Annotated in this window: 15 protein-coding genes; 5 read left to right on the top strand and 10 right to left on the bottom strand. The window is 51.0% G+C overall.

Features of this window, described 5'->3' with window-relative positions; all coding sequences use genetic code 11:
- Positions 1-62: 62 nt before the first annotated feature.
- From tssH to tssB, 10 genes are all read right to left on the bottom strand, one after another.
- Entirely contained in the window at positions 63-2,765 is a 2,703-nt protein-coding gene (tssH, locus tag M975_RS00490) for a type VI secretion system ATPase TssH (RefSeq protein ID WP_064556637.1), read from the bottom strand.
- An 8-nt stretch (positions 2,766-2,773) separates the two neighbouring features.
- Complete coding sequence (gene icmH / locus M975_RS00485) at positions 2,774-3,517, bottom strand: type IVB secretion system protein IcmH/DotU (protein WP_064556635.1); 744 nt, start codon at positions 3,515-3,517, stop codon at positions 2,774-2,776.
- Between the two features lie 79 nt (positions 3,518-3,596).
- Positions 3,597-4,940, bottom strand: a complete 1,344-nt coding sequence (gene tssK / locus M975_RS00480) for a type VI secretion system baseplate subunit TssK (RefSeq protein WP_064556633.1) — start codon at positions 4,938-4,940, stop codon at positions 3,597-3,599.
- 2 nt (positions 4,941-4,942) lie between these two features.
- Positions 4,943-5,452 carry a type VI secretion system lipoprotein TssJ gene (gene tssJ, locus M975_RS00475; RefSeq protein WP_121815691.1) on the bottom strand — a complete coding sequence of 170 codons (510 nt, stop codon included), beginning with the start codon at positions 5,450-5,452 and terminating at the stop codon, positions 4,943-4,945.
- A 17-nt stretch (positions 5,453-5,469) separates the two neighbouring features.
- Positions 5,470-6,765, bottom strand: coding sequence for a type VI secretion system-associated FHA domain protein TagH (gene tagH, locus M975_RS00470; RefSeq protein ID WP_064556847.1), 1,296 nt, complete (start codon positions 6,763-6,765; stop codon positions 5,470-5,472).
- Positions 6,766-6,793: 28 nt separating this feature from the next.
- On the bottom strand, positions 6,794-7,840 hold the full coding sequence (gene tssG / locus M975_RS00465) for a type VI secretion system baseplate subunit TssG (protein ID WP_064556629.1): 1,047 nt from the start codon (positions 7,838-7,840) through the stop codon (positions 6,794-6,796).
- Complete coding sequence (gene tssF / locus M975_RS00460) at positions 7,807-9,627, bottom strand: type VI secretion system baseplate subunit TssF (RefSeq protein ID WP_064556627.1); 1,821 nt, start codon at positions 9,625-9,627, stop codon at positions 7,807-7,809. The genes tssG and tssF overlap by 34 nt, the downstream gene beginning before the upstream one ends.
- A 2-nt stretch (positions 9,628-9,629) precedes the next feature.
- A complete protein-coding gene (gene tssE / locus M975_RS00455; RefSeq protein ID WP_083967821.1) occupies positions 9,630-10,052 on the bottom strand; it encodes a type VI secretion system baseplate subunit TssE in 423 nt (140 codons plus the stop codon).
- Positions 10,053-10,054: 2 nt separating this feature from the next.
- Positions 10,055-11,539 (bottom strand): type VI secretion system contractile sheath large subunit, encoded by a 1,485-nt coding sequence (gene tssC / locus M975_RS00450; RefSeq protein WP_064556624.1) that lies wholly within the window; start codon positions 11,537-11,539, stop codon positions 10,055-10,057.
- Positions 11,540-11,559: 20 nt separating this feature from the next.
- Positions 11,560-12,060, bottom strand: a complete 501-nt coding sequence (gene tssB / locus M975_RS00445; protein ID WP_064556623.1) for a type VI secretion system contractile sheath small subunit — start codon at positions 12,058-12,060, stop codon at positions 11,560-11,562.
- Positions 12,061-12,707: 647 nt separating this feature from the next.
- Between tssB and M975_RS00440 the strand changes: the two genes are divergently transcribed.
- From M975_RS00440 to M975_RS00420, 5 genes are all read left to right on the top strand, one after another.
- Entirely contained in the window at positions 12,708-13,226 is a 519-nt protein-coding gene (locus tag M975_RS00440; protein ID WP_064556621.1) for an Hcp family type VI secretion system effector, read from the top strand.
- Positions 13,227-13,449: 223 nt separating this feature from the next.
- A complete protein-coding gene (locus tag M975_RS00435; RefSeq protein ID WP_064556620.1) occupies positions 13,450-15,465 on the top strand; it encodes a type VI secretion system Vgr family protein in 2,016 nt (671 codons plus the stop codon).
- Positions 15,466-15,520: 55 nt separating this feature from the next.
- On the top strand, positions 15,521-16,615 hold the full coding sequence (locus tag M975_RS00430) for a DUF2169 family type VI secretion system accessory protein (RefSeq protein ID WP_064556619.1): 1,095 nt from the start codon (positions 15,521-15,523) through the stop codon (positions 16,613-16,615).
- Between the two features lie 12 nt (positions 16,616-16,627).
- Positions 16,628-16,972, top strand: a complete 345-nt coding sequence (locus M975_RS00425; RefSeq protein WP_064556618.1) for a PAAR-like domain-containing protein — start codon at positions 16,628-16,630, stop codon at positions 16,970-16,972.
- Positions 16,973-17,028: 56 nt separating this feature from the next.
- Positions 17,029-19,695 (top strand): DUF6531 domain-containing protein (locus M975_RS00420; protein ID WP_167350513.1); only part of this gene is annotated, 2,667 nt, incomplete at its 3' end.

Raw genomic sequence — 19,695 nt, 5'->3', positions numbered from 1 at the left:
GGGAAATTCCCCGGCATACACCGGGGAGAACGTCAGAGACGCCATCAGCGACCAGCAGGGAGCTATTCGCATAAAACGTCTTCTTCCTCAGCAATCGTTGCTTCATTCAATTCATCTTCTACTTCTGCCGTAAACACGCCGTTCACTGCGCTCAGGCAAATCCGCGCAATCGCCGTACTAGCGGCCATTTTCTGCAACAGCAGTAGAGAAAGTGGCGGCAGCATCTCGCCGTCAATCACCGACTCAAGCATACGAGCCCCGTTTTCCGAACGGGTGACTCTCTGCATGATTTCATCCGTCACTTCCGGTTCAATCACCACTTCTGCACTAAAGCGGGTGTGCAAAATGTTCTTAAGGCGGGCTAGCTTCCCGGCGATAATTACGGATAAGGTCTCGCGTGAAAGCGGTAAATAGGGTACGACTTCCATACGCGCCAGTAGCGCAGGTTTGAAAAATTCCGCTAGCAGCGGATACAACGCTTCCTGCATGACTTCAGGATTTTCGGCATGTTCAACAATCACCTGGTAACCAAGGTTGGACGTCAGGAAAAATACAATGTTTTTACAGTCAATAAGACGACCTTCACCGTCGGCCATCTCACCTTTATCAAATGCCTGGTAGAAGAGGTTGAGCACATCCGGATGAGCTTTTTCCACTTCATCCAACAGCACTACTGAGTAGGGTTTCTGGCGAATGGCTTCGGTCAACACCCCACCTTCGCCGTAGCCCACGTAACCAGGAGGTGAACCAATCAGGCGCGAGACGGTGTGTTTTTCCTGGAACTCCGACATATTAATGGTGGTGAGATACTGGCGACCGCCGTAGAGCAGTTCTGCCAGTTGCAGCACGGTTTCGGTTTTACCCACACCGCTAGGGCCAGCCAGCAGGAAGGCGCCGAGCGGACGCCCTGGCCGGCGCAAATCGGCCCGCGCAGTCAGCAGATGTTTGTGTAGATGTTTGATTGCCAGCTCTTGACCTTTGATGGTATCGCCGAGCCAACGTGGTAACTCAGTAATGACCGACATTTCGTTTTGCGACAGACGGTTAAGTGGGACGCCAGTCCATTCGGCAATCACAGCAGCAATTTGTTTTTTATCAACGTGCGGCGAGACCAGTAACTGGGTGTGATGCAGGGCATCCAGTTCGGCGGTCAGTTCCACCAGGCGTGTTACAGGACAAATCCCGGCTTCGTTTTCAGGCTGTTCCATTACAGGTTCATCTGCTGCTTCGGCGGGATCATCGCTGACAACCACCGCTTCCAGCAGCCCTTGTCGCAGCGTGATGATCTCCTGCACCAATGCCTGCTGCTGGTGCCATGCGGCTTCCAGTGTCAATAATTCACTATGCGCTGTTTCATATTGTGCTTGAACCTCGTCCCGTCGCGACGTATCAAAACGCAGGCCAATTCGGATTTCGCGTTCCAGCTGACGGATTTCCGCTTCACATTGGTGGATCAGGGTGGTCAAGGCTGAGATTTGTTTTGGCGGTGACGAGAGGTTAATCGCTACGCGCGCACAAGCGGTATCCAGCACATCTATAGCTTTGTCTGGCAACTGACGGCCAGAAATATAGCGCTCGCTAAGTGACGCCGCCGCCTGTAGAGCCTCATCGTCAATCAGCACACCATGCGACTGTTCATATACCGCCGATAGGCCACGCAGGATAATAGTGGACTCGGCAGCATCCGGTTCGCTGACCTTCACTAGCTGGAAACGACGTGACAACGCAGCATCTTTCTCGAAGTATTTTTTGTATTCGCTCCAGGTCGTAGCAGCGATTGTTTTCAGCTCACCACGAGCCAGGGCGGGTTTGAGCAGGTTGGAGATATCCAGCCCCCCCTGCTGATTGCCTGCGCCAATTAGCGTGTGCGCCTCATCAATAAACAAGATGATTGGTTTCGGTGACTGAATCACTTCCGCCATCAGTCCTTTAAAACGTTTTTCAAACTCACCCTTGACTGACGCCCCTGCCTGAAGTGCACCTAAATCCAGGGTCATGATATCGGTATCGCGTAGCTTATCCGGTACTTGGCTTGCGACAACGCGTAACGCCAGTCCTTCAATTAGTGCACTTTTACCCACGCCCGCCTCACCGACTACCACTGGGTTGTTCTTACGGCGACGGCAGAGAATATCGATCATCAGGTCTATTTCGTTATCGCGGCACAATACCGGATCAAGTCGCCCCTGACGGGCATCTTCGGTCATGTTCTTCGCATAGCGGGCAAGTAAGCTGTCACCTGTATCTGATGCTGTATTGACGGCCAGTCCCTCTGCATTCAATAGCACTGTTTCCGCTGATTCCTGCGTCCACTGTGCAAAATCCTGTTGCAAACGGTCACGGTTAATACCGCTCAACAGACGAGCTGCAGCGGGAGGTAAATAACGCAACGGTGAATGTAGCAGGGCTAGCAGCAGCACACCGCCACGCAATTCGTTCTGTTGCATTTGTGCAGACGCCAGTAACCAGGCCTCTTTCAGCCATTCAACCAGCATCGGTGAAAAAGATGGGTAACTGTCTGTTGAACGGGAGCAGGCATAATTTTCCACTGTCAGTGCCTGGCGTAGATCATCCAACCGGATCTCGGCATGTTCGGTGATCACCCGCAGGTCGCTACGAGGAATGGCAAGCATCTGTATTAATATGTGGCTAACAGTAATCTCCACTGCTTGCTGGCTCATGCATTCCGATGCAGCCGTCTCTAACGCCTGCCTGGAAAAGAGGTTAAGGCGTTTTACCAACGTTGATAAATCAATCTGGATCATAGGTGTCCTTACCTGGCGAGCAGCCGGTTTAACTGGTGGAGAATGTCCTGCGTCTGGTTATCCAGGCGCAGCAGGTAAAATAGGAAAAACAGAACCAACACAGTAAAACCACCGAGCAGTACATGTTTAATGGTCAGCCGCTTGATTAACTGATAACGCCCGCCCTGTGTTTTATTATCCTGATGCAGCAGCGGGAACGGCGCATCGCCGCGCAACCCATGTAAAGCATGGTGCAGACGGCGGTAAATCAGCTCAAATTCCCCCGAATCCTGTACCGCAACTTTGTAGCGCCCACGAAAACCCAGCGAAAAACACAGATATAAGAACTCCAGTAAGTCCTGGTAGCGTTTTGGTTCCCGCATCAGTCGCTCGAGCAAAATAAAGACTTTCTCACCGCCCCACGCTTCATTATGGAAATGCACCAGTAAAGATTGTTTGATCCACTCATTCTTGTTCGACCAACCATTACCTAGCGCCACCTCGTCTATAAAGGTGCAGAGGATGTAGCGAAATGAAACGATAGCGCCAGGTTCATAACCCTGCTCCTGGAGCAACTGCTCTATTGCCTGCACATCCGTCACCACCTGAGGAAATAGATGTTCCGGCATGGCATGGCTGTTCATCCCAGTGACGCGCATGACCATCCCCAGCATCGGCGTGGCAGCGTCAATCATTGGGTTCAGGCTGCTACCACGCAGGACGAGACGGTAATGGCGCAGGGATATTTCTTCTCCACCTTCAGGTGGAACCATTCTGCTCTGCCCGGGGGAGCCCACTGTGAGCAGAGGGTCATTTTTATCGGATAGAAGAACGGACTTTTCGCTCATAGACTTAGCCTCTTATCGCCCACAGCTGCATGTCTAGTTCCGGGAAATTACCGGAAATATGCAGTGCCAGCGCACCGGCTTTCACCACGTCCTGCCAGGCCGAAGAACCTTTTTCCAGTTCGAAGTAAACATATCCGTCGTGATACGGAAGCTGGCGCGGGGCAGCGGTCAGTGTACGCAGCGGCACACCCGGTACCTGCACACTGACCACATTGCGAATCTTGTCAGTAGCGGCGATTTTGGACTGCTGAGTAAACTGGAGGATAATCTGGTTGCTCGGCATACGTGCGCGGACCGCCAGTACAAAGGAGCCGGATTGCAGCAGTGCCGGATCGTTTACAGTAGCGAGATAGACACCATCCGAGAAGCTCAATGGCAGGTTCTGCGCACGTGGCATCAGCACAGTGTTAAGCGCACGGCGCAGTTCCGGTATCACCGTTTTAAACGACATAGTGAGGTCGCGATGAATGTAAACCTCCACACTACAGGGTTGACGGCTGTTTTCAGTAAACGTCATCAACTCGCCCAGTAGCCGGACCAGATCCAGATAAAAACTTTCGGGGTGCAAAGTATGTAAGTGCGAGCGGTGATTGAAGTGCATCTGACTGCGATTGAGCATCTGCAACATCATAAATTCTGCAACATCAGCAATACCGCTTTGCTCAGGGGAGCCGATACGTTTCGCCAGTTCACTGGCACGATTGCTGATAAGGCCCTGCACATCACCGGCAAATGCACTCAGCACCGAGCTGACCCGAATGGCCTGACAGGTAGGAATAAAACTGTCATCCAGCACCAGTGCACCATTGGGTTGCAGGCTCCGGATACGGCATAGCGGCAATGTCACCATGGCACTGAGATCGTCCGCGCCGCTGACAATTTTCGGTACTAGCATTCCCAGTTCGATCTGCTGTACGTCGCCACCATCGGAGTGTAAATCACGGACATCGGCACGGGTTAAGCTGTAACGCTCCGTTCCGTTCCCGGTACTCTGATGCCCCTTAATTTCGCAGATAATATCGCTGATCACCGGTATCGCCAGGTAAATATCATGGCTTCCTGGAGCGGACATATCGATGGGTTGAAAAGGCACGGGAAGATGATCCTGCTCAGGAATACTGAACACAGTGCCATCAGGCATACAGCCAGTCGCACTGGAAAGCATAATTTTCCCCTGCGCGAGGAGCTCTGTATTGAGTGACAGCTCTGTAAACCCCCAGGCGAAATCATCCCGGGCATTGATACGCTGGTTCAGCAGGTATTCATGGTTACGCTGCTGTTGCTGAAAATGCTGAGGCACGGCGAACAAACCTTCCTGCCAGATCACTTTATTTTTCATGGTCGCCATTATCAGTTTTCCTCTTTTTTCATTTCGATGCTGTTCTGCCGTACATGTACCAGCAGGCGATACTCATGGTGACCCGCGCCTTCCACTGGTTCGATTTGTTTCCATTCAGTGGTCTGATCGTCAGAAAAATAGGCAATGACACCAATAAACTGTGTTTTTTCATCCAGTTTCACTGGTGGCAGGGTTTTCATAGAGTCAGGCAATAAGCTGAAATCCTGGTGATCGATATAATTTTTCCCAATCACGTCCGGTAACGCGGTTCTGGCAATCTGGTCATAATCCGCAGCCTGTAATTTTGAGTCATCGCTCATGTAAACCAGTTGCACATCCACTGGAGCGGCTTCACCATCTACATTGGTATTGGTGTCCGGTTCAGTTAGCAGGGTAATCGTGATTTCCGACGGCTGCTCTGCCCGCTTTCCAACCTGAACACTCGGGTCGCTGATCACCTGACCAATTTTTTTCGCTGTCTCGCAACCACTCAGGGTTGCGGCAAGCAACGTTATCCAGATGCAGAAAACGCGTCCTTTCACTCTTCAGGCTCCCGCTGTTTCTCACGCAGCACCCGGTCATAGACTTGGGCGTATACTTCGTTGAACAACATGGAAAAACCCTGCTGGCGATCTGAAGCCAGTTCGTCGTAATAATGGCTGTACATCTGCCAGGAACCTGCATCATCAAGTTGTTGACGCAGTTCATGGCTGCAACGGTATTGAATAAAGCGACGCATCAAACTCTGTGGAGAGAAAGCCTCCAGCATCACGTGTAATGCTTCATTGATAGCTGCCTTGTTTGCTTCGTCATGATGGCGAATGTTACGCAAACTCTCAGCAATGGCCGCAGGGGCCGCGAGATGTACCGGGCTTTTGCCTTCGGCAAACATCACATCTACAGCAGTGGAATAATCCAGATTCAGGCGTAGGGGGTTATCTTCCAGGGGACGCAGATGTTTGTCTGACAGGCTACTTTGCCGTTGTTGTAGGTCGAGCAAGCCCTTTATTGCTGCCTGTAATGAACGCCCTGCTTCTTCGAGAAAATCGTCCGCATCCTGAGAGTTACGTACCGCAAGTGAACTACCCAACCCGCGGAGAAGCGGGGTAACGGCAAGGTGGTGCTGCGCCATCTGAGCAGGCGAATCGGTAATCTCATTAGTGTCACGATTGTCACGTGCATCGGCATACATAGGAGGAAGATCCATAAAAGGAATATCGATCCCACTATTATTGGCAGGATCGGACAACTGGGCGGAAGACCTACCGCGCCCCATACCAGAAAGCAGATCGCCTGCAGTGGTCAGGTTTTCGGCCTGAAGCACCTGCAATGGGTCGGTGGAAAAACCATTTACAACCGTGTCCGCAAGTTGATGGCGGTGAGGCATTCCTGGATATGCAGGCTGGCCATCAGTGGTCAGCAGGGCATCAGCTAGTCGATCACGGTTTGTCACTATCGTTTCGGGCGCGGCCATCTGTTCGCCATAACTCACCAGCTTCCCTTCGTGAATAAACACTTTCAATACCAGTGCGCCCAAGCCAATCTCATCGCCCTGACACAAACGCACCAGCCCAGTGTCTACCGATACTGAAGCTTGATTAATCATCAATCCGGGTGTCAGATTGCGTAAACAGAATGTGCCATCATGCAGGACGACCTGGCAGGCACGGCCTGCAACCGAACCAGCCCGGTCCTGAATCGGCCAGTGGCATGCCTGCGTATGACCAATATCCCCACCTCCAGCGGAAAAAAGGCATTTTGCGGCACGTCCACTTTCCAGTTCGTTGCCGTTCATCACCTGTAACGTCAGTGATAATGCGGAAGACTGTGGTATTTCCTCAGCCATATACTGCTCCATAAAATTATTCCCTGATGTGGAGGGTGACAGAAGGCGGTGTTTTCGGCAGACCAATAAACGCAGTACGGCCAATACAGGAGCGGGCACAGTCACCCAGTCGCATTCCCTGGGCCTGTTCTGGTGCCAGATCTAGCCGTAAATCCCAGGAAAACTGATCTCGCAGAAGAAAGGAAATAAATACCGTTAGCGCCTGATGGTTATCACCGCCTGGTAAAAAAGACAGATAATGAGTCATCGATAAACCGCCAATCTTTAACAAGAATTTTCCACTTCGATCTGGCACTCGCGAACCGAGGGTAAAATTAACGCCAATCACAGAGCGTCCGGGGATATACCCGGCAGTTTTCTTCTTCGAATTGCGGACACCCAGACGGTTCTGCTGTGATGGTTCAATCGGTACTTTACGCAACTGCCAGCTTTCAATGGTGACATCCGGCAAATCAAAACAATGGGATACCAAATTGCATACCACATCCGGCGAACGGCCTGGTGTCGCCAGCACTCCGGCATAAGCCAACATCTTGCTATGGTTGATAGCGAGCTTGCCACGCACGCTCTGATTACCTAACCCCACCAGGGCATACATACGCTGCGAGAAAATGTCCGTACCACCATTGCGAAAACAGATGTAATAGCGGTACTTGCGCCAGGCGTGGTAAGCAAACTGTGTCCAGCGGTGACTGAACAGATCGAGAAATGCTTTCAGCCCTTCTTCATGCTGCGCATCTTCCCGGGCCATCTTATCCAGGTAATAACCCGGTAAAGGGGACTGGCTACCTGAGAAACCAAGAAACGTTGTGGTCAGAGAGAACTGGCCAGTATCGTTGCGCCCAAGCGTAGTCAAATCACTTACCGGAAAGGCGATGCCGGCGTCTGATTTGAACAGTGCCACTTCCCGACTGGGTTCCGTGCGCAAAGAAGGCTCCTCGCCTGAATCTCCATACAGACGGTACAGCGCATCCATCAGGACATAAAAATTCATCCCACGCACATCGGTCGGGAATGAGTCCCGTTTCCCTACATCAGGGCGTGCTGACCGGTATGTTGCCATTCCCAGGCCTCCTGACTTTCCGTATTGATGATTTTCAGACAGTGAAATGAATTGATGCTGGCATACAGGGCGAAGAAGTGCGACAGCACGGTTCCCAGCAGGTAGATCTCACCCTCGCAGACAAAGGGAGTGGGGTCGATCCACAGCGTGGTGGATAATCCACGTACTGGTACCCCTTTAAACAAGCGGTCAACTGGGTGGGTATCAAGTTTTTCAATGGCATCCAGTTTTTGGCGTGAGAGCATTGCTTGCTGCGGGTGGTGGATCCCCGGCAGGTCGAATGTACGCATCACCTGAATTAGCGCGTCTCTGTCAAGCAAAGACAGGTAATTCAGGTTCATACAAGAAATCAGCGACCAGTGCATGTCGCCATCTGTGACGGGGTACAATGGACGGGTCGGACGGGTAACATTGCTGAAGGATGCTACCGACGAATTTTTGTCAACCGCAACACTGATATCACCAGTATGCAGCGACGCAGGTAGCATCCGGTTGGTACAGACCAGTGAGGCGGTGATAACTTCATCGTTCAGTCCGGAGTTGTCTGGCTGGCTGCCATCTGCATGTACAAAGGCTATGGAATGTTCCAGACCACGATGGAACAACGAGGTTTTTGTCCGGTGGTGCCAGTAAACGACTTCGCGCTGACGGCTGTATTCTATTTGATGCTGAAAACCTTCAAATTCAGGCCAGAGGCGGAAGGGTTTACCGTCAGATGAACTGCTCACCTTGCTGGATACAGATTTCACTCGAAAGATATCATAGGCTTCCGGATGCTGATGGCTCGCGCGCAGAGGGTACTGCGGTGTGCTGCTGTCTGGACTGACAGGTTCGGCATGGTAAGCAAACAGGTTTACCGCTGGCGTACAGTACGGACGCAAAGAATCCTTTCGCAGTTTTATGTCCACAGGCAACGGCTGGTTAAAATGCAGGCGCAGCGTGAAGGTTTGAACCGGAAAATCGTCCGGTAACGGTGCTGCGTCACGCATGCGAAAGAAGAAAAAACTCTCCGGATAGCAGAAGTATTCCTGGAGTACACGGTAACCGGTATGAACATTTTTTGGCCATGGCAGTAACGCATCGTCCCGTTCAAATCCGGCAGCATCCAGCCACAGTTCCGGTAATGCGAAACGATGTGACCCGGAAACCAGTTCAGCATCCATCAACCGCTCACTGAACCACAGATAAAGTTGGTGACGAGTGTAATCATCCTCGTTACCCAGCCAGAAGGTCAGTTTATTCATATCCAAAGAGCGAGATGGAACATTCCCCTCAGTGAAGAAATCAACCTCAATGACCCCCTCTTTCAAGCTACTGACATTGCGTACATCCCGGATATACAGGGGTTGCAACCAAGTATTGCGTGCAAGAGTAAAATAGCAGGCTGGAGGCGCCGCTTTCTCGTCATCGGTCAGCCCTCCAGGGGCGAGAGACTGTGAGCTGCTACCTGTATCGGTTCTTACCAATTCGTTCCGGCTTACTTCAACAGCGGTCAGTAACTCTTTTTTGGGCTGATATTCAATGACTGTCATGGACGGAACTGGGCGCAGGTAATTAGGCCACAGCATATTAATCAGCCCATGTGTGAATTCAGGAAATTCATCTTCCAACTTCTGACGCAGACCGCCAGAAAGGAAAGCAAATGCCTCCATCAGGCGCTCTACGTCAGGATCACCTTCTTTTTCTGCCAGGAAACGAGCCAGGTAAGGCTTTTCTTGCGCCAACAGCTTGCCGAGCTGACGCAAGTAGTCCAGTTCCTCCCGGTAGTAGCGTTCTTCAAAAGCCATTTCTACTCCACACACCAATGCTGACGGTTATCCAGTAGGATATCGAACTCCAGAACATCCTTTCTGTTGCTGAAATCCATGTACGCCACAATATGGAAACACAGTTCCAATGGCGAATACCCATCCTCTGCAATTGCCGTTACCACCACATCAGACATTCGAGGTTCGTAACGCAACATGCAGTTTCTGATCGCTTTTTCAATTGCGGTTCTGAAATCACTGGTGATCAGGGCATCATCATCCAAATCGGCAATCCCTAGTTCCGGCGATCCATAACAACTACCGGAACGGGTGTTGAGTACATTCTGTAGATTGCTCCGTACAGAGCGCAGCAGAGCTTCTTTCGGTTTCCTGCGCACAGGTAGATCCACCGCCTCCTGGATGCGTTCAAACAGACTGCCCCCGAACTCCCGTGCTTCTATCATGCTTATTCCCTGTCCAGACGACCCACCAGGGATAAATCAAAGCTGGCACCCATGAATTTGAAATGCGGACGCACAGAGAGCGCAACCTGATACCAGCCTGGTTCGCCTTCTACATCCAACACTTCTACTTTCGCCTGACGCAGAGGTTTACGGCTACGGACCTCAGAAGGTGGGTTTTCCTGATCAGCCACATACTGACGAATCCAGGTATTCAGCTCACGCTCAAGATCGCTCCGCTCTTTCCAGGAACCAATCTGCTCGCGTTGCAGCACTTTGATGTAATGAGCAAGGCGCGTGATGATGAACAGATAGGGAAGTTGCGAACCGAGTTTGTAATTCGTTTCAGCGGCCTTACCTTCTGGCGTGTTTGGGAAGGTTTTAGGTTTTTGCACCGAATTTGCTGAGAAAAATGCTGCGTTATCACTGCCCTTGCGCATGGTAAGGGAGATAAAGCCCTCTTCTGCAAGCTCATATTCACGGCGATCAGTGATAAGTATTTCGGTAGGAATTTTTGCCTGGAGCTGCCCCATCGACTCATACAAGTGCACCGGCAAATCTTTCACCGCCCCACCACTTTGCGGGCCGACAATATTCGGGCACCATCTGCTCAACATGAAACTTTCCGCCATGTTGGCCGCCAGCAGGAACGCCGTATTGCCCCACAGATAATCATCATGGCTACGGCTGACATTTTCTCGGTAGTTAAAACTTTTCACCGGGTTTTCATCTGGCGCATACGGGTGGCGCAACAAACAACGTGGCGCAGTCAACCCCAGATAGCGGGAGTCTTCTGATTCGCGCAGAGCACGCCATTTGGTATATGCCGGCCCTTCAAAAATAGCAGACACATCTTTCATACCTGGCAATTCGGTGTACGAATCAAGACCGAAGAATTCCGGAGATACTGCTGACAAGAATGGGGCATGAGCCATCGCACTGACCGCACTGACATATTTCAGCAACTTCATGTCTGCCGCTGTGTTATCAAAAGCATAATTACCGATGACGGCGGCTACTGGCTCACCACCAAACTGGCCAAAACCACTGGAGTAAACGTGCTTGTAGTAACCAGACTGCGTGATCTCTGGAGCAAATTCAAAATCATCCAGGAGTTCTTCTTTGGTGGCATGCAACACATGGATTTTGATGTTTTCCCGTGTATCTGCACGATCAACCAGTAACTTAAGTGACCGCAGGAACGACTCCAGCTCCTGAAGCTCAGGAGCGTGAAGAATAAGATCCATCTGACGCCCCATACGAGCATCAATATCAGCAATCATGGCATTCACGGCCAGAATATCGACAGGCTCCGCATCTGTATTGCTCTCTAACAAGGCAGCGATAAACGCGGTCACGCCCTGACGGGCAACATCATAGCTCTCAGATGCTGGCTTAAAGCGGGTCTGCGCCATAATTTCATCCAACAGCGATGGTGCAGCCGTTGGCGTGGTCGAAGCGAGTTCTTCTTGTAATGAGGTATCTGACATACTGAAATCCTTGTACAAAGTTATTTCCGACCAACGAGGCCCAGTTCCGCAATCAGCTGTTCGCGGGTTTCTTCGTTATCCAGCAGAGCCTGAATCTGGGCGCGGAAAGCTGGGATATTGCCCATTGGCCCCTTCAGCGCAACAAGCGCCTCACGCAGCTCCAGTAGTTTTTTCATTTCTGGAACCTGCGCGGCAACGTTGTCAGGTGAAAGATCGCTTATCGACTTCACTTTCAGGCTGACATTCATTTGTGCATCAGGGATTTCGCTGAGCGCAGAAGGAACGTTGAAACTCCGTTCGATTCCGGACTTTTCTAGCACAGCGTTGAAATTATTCCTGTTAATAGAAACGGGCTGACGCTCATCCAGCGGAGTATCATCTGCAGTACCTTTCAGATTGCCAGTGATCAGCAGATTAAGCGGCAACTCAACTTCGGCCGCCTGACCATCAGTTTTAGGGATATAACGAATATTGATGCGCTCTTTAGGTGCGATACTACCGTCGTTTTTATTGCTGCTCATGAGAATAGTCCATCGGGTTATCGTTCAAGCCATTAATACGGCGAAATCAATACAATAAAAATGCCGTTCAAGTGGCGACTTAATAAAATAATTCCATGCTCACTCATCTATTAAAGCGCATTCTACTCTCGCAATAAATAATTTCAAAACAACTTTTTCCATTTAATAAACAGATAAAGTTTTGTGCTTAGATATATTCAAGACAGATAAAATTAAAGATTTAATCAATAAAAACAACTAAATACATAAAAAATTCACCATACAACACCACCATTGATTAATATTAATTTAAGACTCACTAAAGTATTATTTCGGTTATAGGGTATCTTTGTGCATTGACTTGATTTTATGATAGTGAAGAAAAAGTTTTCCGTGAAAATAACAAATAGTAAAAACATTTATTGTAAAAGGCAGCACTCTCGGTCTAGCATATTTCGTATATTTAAACATTGTGAAAAGCATTGATAATTTATATGTGACTTTTATCCATATAAATATAGCGCTTAAATTTATACATTCATCTGGTTTGTTTATATCAATACGCCAGCTACAGGAATGATGCGGTCTCAGCACAAACCGAGACGCCTCTGCCTACCGGGGATTACGGTAGGCAATCATTAGCAGCAACTAAAAATGGAGTTAAAACTATGCCTACCCCTTGTTATATATCAATCAATGGTCAGACCCAGGGAAACATCACGGCAGGTGCGTTTACTGCCGATTCCGTCGGTAATATCTATGTGCAGGGCCATGAAGATGAAATGCTGGTGCAGGAATTTCTGCACAATGTGACGGTCCCAACTGACCCACAATCTGGTCAGCCAAGCGGCCAACGAGCACACAAACCGTTCATTTTCACCGTAGCGCTGAACAAAGCAGTACCGCTGTTGTACAACGCACTGGCAAGCGGTGAAATGCTGCCGACGACTGAATTGCACTGGTGGCGTACCTCAGTTGAAGGTAAGCAAGAGCATTACTTCACTACACGCCTGACCGATTCGACCATCGTCGATATCAATATTCATATGCCGCACTGCCAGGATCCGACTCAGCGAGAATTTACACAACTGCTCGCAGTGTCACTGGCCTATCGCAAAATCGAGTGGGAACACATCAAGTCAGGCACTTCAGGTGCAGATGACTGGCGCGCACCGCTGGAATCGTAAGTACAAAAGTGAACTAACAGCATTCCGCCGTCAGGCAGAATGCTGTTTTTTTATCTATCTGTAAGCCAACAGGTTTGTCTGAAAGAAGTTACGTTTTTCATGGGAGAAGGCAGAAGCCGGAAACCCCGGCGGTAGCCTGCATGAAGATAAACGTAACACGGCATTGTCACAGCCGCTGCTTAGCAGTTCGTCGGTTATTCCTGTGAGCACCAGGGAGGTTGTTATGTCATTAAAAGGACTGCGTTTCACACTGGAGGTAGACGGCCAGGAGCCGGATACGTTCGCTGTTGTTAACTTTTGTTTAATGCAGAAATTATCTATTCCGTTTGTCCTGGACGTCGATGTCGTCAGTAATTTATTTGATCGGGAAGCAAAAAATCTACTGGAAAAGAACGCCACACTGACCATCTGGCAGGGGCCGAAGGCGTTGCGTTATGTCAAAGGTGTGGTGGCCAGTTTTGGGATGCAAAATAATAATCAGTGGCAGATGCAATACCGTTTCAGAATTCACCCTCCTTTGTGGCGCAGTGGTTTGCGTCAGAACTTTCGTATCTTCCAGCAACAAGATATCAAGGCCATTTCAGGCACTCTGCTGAATGAAAACGGGGTGACGGACTGGACTCTCTCGCTTTATCAGGGGCATTCTCCCCGCGAATTTTGCGTGCAATACGGTGAATCAGATTTGGATTTTCTGACTCGGCTATGGTCAGAAGAGGGAATTTTCTTTTATGACAAACTGTCCGCAGAGGGGCCGACCCAAAAACTGACATTATGTGATGATGTGGCCGGCCTTTCCCTGATAGCCGATCCCATTTCTTTCAACCCGAATACCACAACGGAAGTCACTGACGAATGTATCAGTGTGTTCTGTTACGAGGCGAACGTTCGGCCGTCATCGGTGATGAGCCAGGATTACACCTTTAAAACGCCGGGGTGGCCTGGGCAATATAATCAGCCGGGTGAGAACCTTAACAACCAGTTCTCGCAGTATGAAATCTTTGACTATCCCGGCCGGTTCAAGGATGAGCAACACGGCAAGGATTTTACCCGCTTCCAGATGGACGGGCTGCGCAACGATGCGGAAAAAGGAAACGGAATCAGTAACTCACCGAAATTATGGCCCGGAACAAACTTCACGCTAAAGAACCATCCGCAGGATTCTCTGAACCGTAGCTGGCAGATTGTCAGCAGTATTCTCACGGGTGCTCAGCCTCAGGCACAACATGGCAATCAGGGGCAAGGAACTACACTCAGCAACCAGTTTACGACAGTCCCCGCAGACAGAACCTGGCGTCTTTCACCCCGCGCTAAACCCAAAGTTGATGGCCCTCAAAGTGCCATTGTCACTGGCCCTGCTGGTGAAGAAATTTTTTGTGATGAACATGGCCGGGTGCGCGTGAAATTCCACTGGGACAGGTACAACCAAAAAACGGAAGACAGTTCCTGCTGGGTTCGGGTGTCACAGGCTTGGGCTGGCACGGGGTTTGGTAACCTGGCCATCCCGCGTATCGGTCAGGAAGTGATCGTCGATTTCCTCAATGGCGACCCGGATCAGCCCATCATCATGGGGCGCACCTATCACCAGGATAACCGTTCTCCTGGGGGCCTGCCTGGCACCAAAACCCAGATGACTATTCGATCGAAAACCTACAAAGGTGAGGGTTTTAACGAACTGCGCTTTGAAGATGCCACCGGTAAAGAACAGGTTTATATCCATGCCCAGAAAGACATGCAGACGGAAGTGCTGCATGACAGAACGACGACGGTGGAGCACGACCATACCGAAACGGTAAAGAATAACCAGACTGTCACCGTGGGTTTGGGCCAGGTAGTGAATGTGGGTGGCAAGAAGGAAGGCGGACACGACCAGAAAATCACTGTCGCAAATGATCAAAACATAACAGTACAGAATAATCAGAAGCTGGATATCACAGAAAATCGCGAGAAAAACGTCGGGGGTGATCAGACCACCGTTATTACCGGCCAGGATACCGAGACCGTGACAAAGGATCAAAGTGTCACGGTGAAGAAAAACTACTCACTTGATGTCACGAATGTCACCAAGATTAAATCCGGCGACAAAATCGAACTGATATGCGGCTCCAGCTCCATCACGCTGGAAAGTGGAGGAAAGGTCACTATCGCAGGAACTGAGTTTGAATTCACCGCAAGTGGCCCGGTGGCGATCACGGGCGGCGGTATCGTGGAGATCAAGGGCAAAGACGTTCACCTTAATTAAGAATAACTCAGCATATTAAAAAGTCGGTGAACGCCATGAAAGATAAGGAGAACTCATGTCTTTTTTACCTAAACCCAGGTTACGTATTTTCGATAACCAAACGGGTTTAATTGCTTTTCAGTACGAAAAAATGGCCCCGGGGAAGGTGTTTCATGATGTTGTCGTGGTGAAAGCCAGTTTTAATCTGCTACCCGGTGGGATTTGCCCTGTTCCCGAGCCTGCTGTTCTGTTTCTTGCTGATAAATTCCGCCAGCCAGATAACCCAATGGGCTCTTCTCTGCTGCAGGCGGGGGATCTTGTTTTGGGCAAACCGGGTACCGATATAGTGGTTACTGGGTCAGTTTATGCCCATTCCCCCACGCCACATTTTCAGACAGGTTTACGCGTCAGCAACCGTCACAACACGCTGATTGATTACACCTGCATCGCCACCGGAAAGCGTAACTGGCAACACACTCAACGGCTGGGATGGCATATGAGTGAACCCGCCGTGGCAGAACAGGTTCCGATTGCCTACGAACTTGCCTACGGCGGACGCAACATCATTCCAGACACCCCACCTGAAAAGTGGGAAATCTATGCGCCCAATCCTGCAGGCAGTGGTTTTAGTTTTGCAGGCCACTCAAAAGATGATCAATTTCCCGCCCCACAATGGGAACCCACTGAATATCAAGTCAGTACCACACTGCCACTGACGGGTTTTGGCCCTGTGGCCCGCCACTGGTTAAGCCGTCAAAAATATGCCGGAACCTATGATGAAAAATGGCGGGTTCAGCTTAAAGATAACCCCCCTTATCTGGATTACCCCGATGACTTTGACCTGCGTTTTTTTCAGTGTGCACACCCGTCACTGCAATGTTCTACGCCACTGACGGGAAATGAAAAACTTGATTTTTTTCATCTTATTAAAGGGGTTCCGCACCTTGAAAGCTGGCTCCCCAGCCTGGGTATTGCCGCGTACTGGCAGGAAGGCACAACGGCTCAACAGGCTATGCTGCCGCTGGATACCGTCCATATCGTTACCGACGAAAAACCCGGACAAGGATGCATCAACCTCGTGTGGCGCTGGAGCAAACCGCACTATCTGAATATCCATGAACTGCTTCTGCGGACAGTTCAACTGCCAGAACCGGGGCAGCATTCCGGCTAAAGGAGAATTGAAATGGCGACAAGACATATTGCGGATGCCGAAGATGAGTTCATCGTTGTCAACGTGACGCCGGACTTCTGCATACTCGGAATTATCATCACGCCTTACGATATCGTCCAAAAATTGTCTTCCGAAAAAGTCTCTTACTCCAGAACCGTTTTTGCCCGGGGAAAGAAAATACTGATGATAGACAGCATCATCCAGGTCGTGGAAGGCAATGCAGGCGCAGGTGTCATGTCCGGGGTGTCGCTCGGCAATGGCCACTGCAAAGTACTCACTGGTGCCAACACGGTCTTCACTGAAGGACGTCCGACTGCCCGGCATCTCGATGAAGTGCTGATGAATGGAAAAGTCTGAAATAACACCGTCATTCACAGCCTGAAGACGGTCTTTGCCAGCCAGGAGGGCAACCTATGACCAGTTTTACCCCCAACGGAACACTCGGGCAAATCTGCACCCTCGTCGGTGCAGGTAAGCCCCTGAAGATGCTTACTAAACAACCCGGCATCTGTGAAGCGTACCTGAAGAGTGTCTTCAAAGAATACGATAAAAAAAACCTCCTCCAGCAAATGGGCGATAAAGACTATCAGGCCGATGAACAAGCCGGGAGGTCATTCAGAAACCAGTGCGAAGCCCTGCCCGACCAGATGCCCGAGCAGATCCTTGATGACCTGCGAACGCAGCTCAATGATTACATTGACCGCAACGTGCCCCCCCAGGAAATCTACCGCATCCGCCATCTTCATAACCTCTATGAGAATGTTTATCGTCCCGGTCCCAGGCTGGATGCACCCATTACGGACGCTGAGCAGCAATGGCTGCTGCAAAGCAGTAACACCCTTGTCATCGCTCTCCTTGGCCCCCCGTTCAACCTGCCGGCACTGGCAACAGTGATAGCCGGAGGCACACCGCAACAAGTTTCTGGCGCGCTTGAGACCGGTGCTCTGCTGAGTAATATGACCGGTATTGCAGCCGCCTTCCACCAAAAACCGACACCAGGTTTATTTGTCAAACAGAAAATAGAAATTCAGGGAAAAGGCAGTGGCAAGAGCAATAATTTAAGTCTTTGCCGGGGTGATCCTGTTGATGTCGGCACCGGCAGCCTTTTGCAGCAGCTCAGTGTTCTCACGTTGCCCGGCTCACTGCCCTTAACACTCTCACGAGCCTACCGTTCCTGCGCCGGACATGGCGGGGTTTTTGGCCCCAAATGGACCGATGAATGGTCTGCATCTCTGACGGTACACGACGGTGATTTACACTTCACCGATGGTGAAGGCGTGGTGCTCTATTACCCCATCCCGCAGGACGGTATTTTCCACGACGCGCTTAACTCCCGCCAGGCGCATTTCCGGCTGGCGGGTGACATACACCGGGAACTCACCGTTTTCGACCGCCGTTCACAGCAGACCCGGGTGTTTTCCGCTTCATGTAGTGAGACTTACCTGTTGTCTGCCATTTATGACCGTAGCGGCAACCGCATTGACTTCATCCGCACCGACAGCCTGCTGACGGACATCCGCCACAGCGATGGTTACACACTCGCTCTCGACTGGCAGAACCAGCAGCTGATGAGCATTGACCTGGTGACGCCACAACATCAGCGCCTCGTCACCTGCCATTACGACAGCAACGGTTTTCTGGCTGAGTGCGACACCTTCCAGTTTTCGCACTTATGGCATGAATATTCGCCTGAAGGTTACATGACCCGCTGGCGCGACACCGATAAAACCTGTGTGGACATTGTTTATGACGCACAGGGTCGGGTCCTCAGCACACTGTCGACTGAAGGCTATTACAGTGACCACTTTGTCTATAACGATGAAGAAAAATGCACCACCTACCAGGATGCCGAAGGCGGCGAAAGTCACTACTGGTATGACGAAGACGGGCTGGTCACCCGCAGCACTGACCCGCTTGGCCGGGAAGAAATATCGATATGGGATAACACCCGCCTGCTTTCCCGCACCGATGCCCTCGGGCGCACCACTGAATACCGCTATAACGAGGAAGGCGATATCCGCCAGGTCGCTCTCCCCGGCGGTCACAGCCTCCGCTATGAGTACAACGACGCCGGGCAGCTCACTCAACTAACCGCTCCCGGCAATCAGGTCTGGCTGTGGGCTTACGACGACCATGGCAGCATGGTCAGCCTGACTGACCCGCAGGGAAGAAGCCAGCAGTTCAGCTACAGCGAACAGGGCAACCTGCTGCAACGCATTACGCCTGGCGGTGCCACCTGGCACTGGGATTATAACGCCCTGCATCAGGTGCGGCAGACCACCGCCCCGGATGGTGGCGTCACGCACACCGAACAGGATATACTGGGCCGCCTGCTGAGTGTCAAAGACCCGCTGGGCTTTACCACGCAGTTCCGCCACAGCAAAAAACACGCCGGGCCACAGGGCAGCGTGGAAGAAATCAACCGCCCCGACGGCGTGCGCGAACTGATGCGCCACAACAGCGAAAAACTGCCGGAAAGCGTTGCCGACGGCGAAGGCAAAACCACCCGCTACGAATACGGTGCATTCGACCTGCTGACGGCGGTGATTCGCCCGGACGGGGAACGCCTCGAATGCCGTTACGATAAACTCACTCGCTTAACTGACATCATCAATGCCGAAGGTGAAAGTTATCACCTGACCTATGACAAAGCCGGGCAGCTTATCGCTGAAACCGACTTTACTGGCAGAACACTCAGGTATGAATACGACGCCGCAGGACGCTGTATCTGCACAATTTTCCCGGACGGCACACACCTGAATCGCCGCTACAACGTGACTGACCAGGTCACAGACGAAGAAGTTACTCAGGGCGACAGCACCCGCGTACTCAGTGCCACAACATTCCGTTACGACTCCCTCTACCGTCTGGTCGAAGCGAAGAACGATGATGCCACTGTCATCTATGAATATGACGAGGCCGGGCGCATTACTGCCGAAACCCTCAACGGCCGACGCACCGAATATACATGGGAAAAAGAACGCGACTATATCTCACAACGCACCACTGAAGGACTCACCGAATACTTCACCCGTGGATTCATGGGAGAGCTGGAGCAGTGGCAACTGGACAGCCATGCA

This window comes from Buttiauxella brennerae ATCC 51605 (genome assembly GCF_001654925.1).
Lineage (GTDB): Bacteria > Pseudomonadota > Gammaproteobacteria > Enterobacterales > Enterobacteriaceae > Buttiauxella > Buttiauxella brennerae.
This window is presented reverse-complemented; position numbering and strand designations above follow the sequence as displayed.

Excerpts from the sequence above, each read along its gene's own strand:
- tssE (WP_083967821.1), bottom strand. The coding sequence starts at position 10,052 with ATGATAGAAGCACGGGAGTTCGGGGGCAGTCTGTTTGAACGCATCCAG.
- tssC (WP_064556624.1), bottom strand. The coding sequence starts at position 11,539 with ATGTCAGATACCTCATTACAAGAAGAACTCGCTTCGACCACGCCAACG.
- tssH (WP_064556637.1), bottom strand. The coding sequence starts at position 2,765 with ATGATCCAGATTGATTTATCAACGTTGGTAAAACGCCTTAACCTCTTT.
- M975_RS00435 (WP_064556620.1), top strand. The coding sequence starts at position 13,450 with ATGTCATTAAAAGGACTGCGTTTCACACTGGAGGTAGACGGCCAGGAG.
- icmH (WP_064556635.1), bottom strand. The coding sequence starts at position 3,517 with ATGGTTCCACCTGAAGGTGGAGAAGAAATATCCCTGCGCCATTACCGT.
- tssK (WP_064556633.1), bottom strand. The coding sequence starts at position 4,940 with ATGGCGACCATGAAAAATAAAGTGATCTGGCAGGAAGGTTTGTTCGCC.
- M975_RS00440 (WP_064556621.1), top strand. The coding sequence starts at position 12,708 with ATGCCTACCCCTTGTTATATATCAATCAATGGTCAGACCCAGGGAAAC.
- M975_RS00430 (WP_064556619.1), top strand. The coding sequence starts at position 15,521 with ATGTCTTTTTTACCTAAACCCAGGTTACGTATTTTCGATAACCAAACG.
- tssF (WP_064556627.1), bottom strand. The coding sequence starts at position 9,627 with ATGGCTTTTGAAGAACGCTACTACCGGGAGGAACTGGACTACTTGCGT.
- M975_RS00425 (WP_064556618.1), top strand. The coding sequence starts at position 16,628 with ATGGCGACAAGACATATTGCGGATGCCGAAGATGAGTTCATCGTTGTC.
- tssB (WP_064556623.1), bottom strand. The coding sequence starts at position 12,060 with ATGAGCAGCAATAAAAACGACGGTAGTATCGCACCTAAAGAGCGCATC.
- tssG (WP_064556629.1), bottom strand. The coding sequence starts at position 7,840 with ATGGCAACATACCGGTCAGCACGCCCTGATGTAGGGAAACGGGACTCA.